The following is a 2,306-nucleotide window of genomic DNA, read 5'->3' on the forward strand; positions in this document are numbered from 1 at the left end:
AGAGCCGTGCCACTTCCGGCCCCAGTACCCGACCGAAGGTCTCTCCCGCCTCCTCCAACTCCTGGAACGTCGTGGCCCGGTCCGTCGCGGCCTTCAGCGTCCCGCACGCCCTCACCACCGCCAGGAACGACTCGATCCCCAGGTACGCGAGGACCACGGCGGCCAGCACGGCCGCTGCCTTGGTGAACACGGGCTCCGGCGCCGCCGCCAGCACCGCCCAGGACACCAGCGCGCCCACCACCACGGACACGAAGAACGCCGGATCCAGCGTGTCCTCCACCGCGTCCGCGAGGCTCTCGCGCAGCGGCTCCAAGGACATCCCCACCGCGAGCGTCAGCCGGTCCATCGCGCTGAAGCCTGCCCCCTGCTCCAGCAAGGACAGACAGTCCACCGGCGCCTCATGGGCCCGGCACCACTTCCCGTACCGGTCGCGCAGCAGGTACGCGAGCCCCTGGTCCCGCAGCGCCCCCTCGCCCGCCGAAGCGCGCACCACGCGGCCCTGCCACGAAGGCCGCACCGTCAACGGCACGTCCAACACCAGCCGGGACAGCGCCTCCTCGAAGTCCCCCTCACTCACGGGGACGCGCTGGCCCCAGGTCCGCGGCGCATACGTCCGCTCCCGTCCTTCCCCCGTCCGCAACCGCACCGTGGGGCCCCCGGCACAGCCCGTGACGAGCACGCACAACAACAGCCACACCCCGGCCCTGCGTGCATCCATGGCGGTGCTCCTCATGCGAAGTGGCGCCAGGGCATGGGCCCCGGGCTCAATCCCTCACATCCTCCCACGGGGTTGGAAGCGGAGGCCCGGAGGGCCCGACGACGACGTCCCAGGTCAGTGCGCGTTGTCGGAGAACGGCTGCACTTCGGCCTGGAGCGTGTGCTCGTTCTCGAAGCGGGCCGGGCGCAGCAGGCGCGTGGTGAGCACCAGGGCCAGGAAGATGGCGCTGGTGCTGAGCGTCACGAAGCGCAGCCCCACGCGGTCCGCCAGCGCGCCCTGGAACCAGACGCCCAGCGCGTAGCCCGCGCCCAGCACCATGCTGTAGAGGCTGCCCATGCGCGCCTGGAGCTCGCGCGGCATCCGGTTCTGGCAGGACGCGCTCAGGCTGCTCATCAGCACCAGGTAGTTGGCGCCCAGGAAGAAGATGCACACCGCCGCCACCTGCAGTGTGGGTGCCATCCAGTAGATGCCCGACAGCACCGCGATGGTCGTCGCCGCGTAGCCGCGCAGCTTGCGCTGGCCGAACAGCTCCGCGAGCGTGCCCACCCCCAGCGCCGCCGTCACCGCGCCCGCGCCCTGGCAGGTCACCAGCAGCGACGTCGCCGCCGCGCCCTGGCCCAGCTCCCGGATGGCGAACACCGGCACCAGCCCGATGAAGGGCGCCACCAGCGCCGCCACGAAGAAGGTCGCCGCCAGCACCAGCGAGATGTCCTCGTCGTCGCGAGCCACCTTGATGCCGCGCCGGATGCCCGCCCAGAGCGGCTCGAGCTTCGCCGCCGCGTCCCGGGCCGGCGGCACCACGCGGGAGAGCGCCACCAGCACCGCGAAGAAGGACAGCGTGTTCGCAAGCAGCGCCCACGCGGGCCCGCCCGCCTGCAACACCACCGCGGCCAGCGTGGGCCCCAGGATGCGCCCCAGGTTGAACTGCGCCGAGTTGAGGCTCGTGGACAGGTGCAGCTCATCCGGCGGCACCAGCTCCGCGAGCAGCGCGCTGAAGGCCGGATAGGTGAGCGTGCTCACGCACCCGTTGAGGAACGAGATGACGCCGATGATGGGCACCGACAGCTGGCCCCGGAACGCCAGCACCGTCAGCACCGCCGCGAGCGCCATCTGCAACAGCGTGCCCAGCGCCGCGTACGCGCGCCGGTCGAAGCGATCCGCCAGCGCGCCGCCCACCGGCGACAGCACCACCGCGGGCAGGAACGACAGCGCGACGATGCCGCCCGTCCACTCGGCGCGGCCCGTGGTCTGCGTGACGTACACGCCCATCGCCACCGTCTCCATCCAGGTGCCGATGTTGGACACGAGCGCGCCCAGCCACACCGCGAAGTAGCCGGGGTGGTCGAAGGGGCGCAGCGAGGCGAGTCGGGGCAGTCGGTGGGAAGAAGGCACGGCGGCTTTTCTCTTAGCGCACGCGGCGGTGCCGCGCCCGGCACGGCGCGGCACCCTTGGGGGCGCAATGAAGCGGATGGCAGTCCAGGCAGCAGCCCGGCTTCAACGAGGCCTGGCTTTCGCGACAGCGACGCGTGGGCCAGGGCGTTCCGGACGCGGCGCGCGCTCCCCACCCGCGCAAGACTCCGTGGGTGGG

The 2,306-nt window shown here is 72.2% G+C and carries 2 protein-coding genes; both read right to left on the minus strand.

The window, feature by feature from the left end; all coding sequences use genetic code 11:
• Positions 1 to 718, minus strand: a 718-nt coding sequence (gene sitA5 / locus D7V93_RS45575; protein ID WP_443652010.1) for a SitA5 family polymorphic toxin, incomplete at its 3' end; no start/stop codon positions are given.
• Between the two features lie 114 nt (positions 719 to 832).
• Entirely contained in the window at positions 833 to 2,110 is a 1,278-nt protein-coding gene (locus D7V93_RS41970; protein WP_120648559.1) for an MFS transporter, read from the minus strand.
• Positions 2,111 to 2,306: the final 196 nt, after the last annotated feature.

It is taken from the genome of Corallococcus llansteffanensis, assembly GCF_003612055.1.
GTDB classification, from domain to species: Bacteria; Myxococcota; Myxococcia; order Myxococcales; family Myxococcaceae; genus Corallococcus; species Corallococcus llansteffanensis.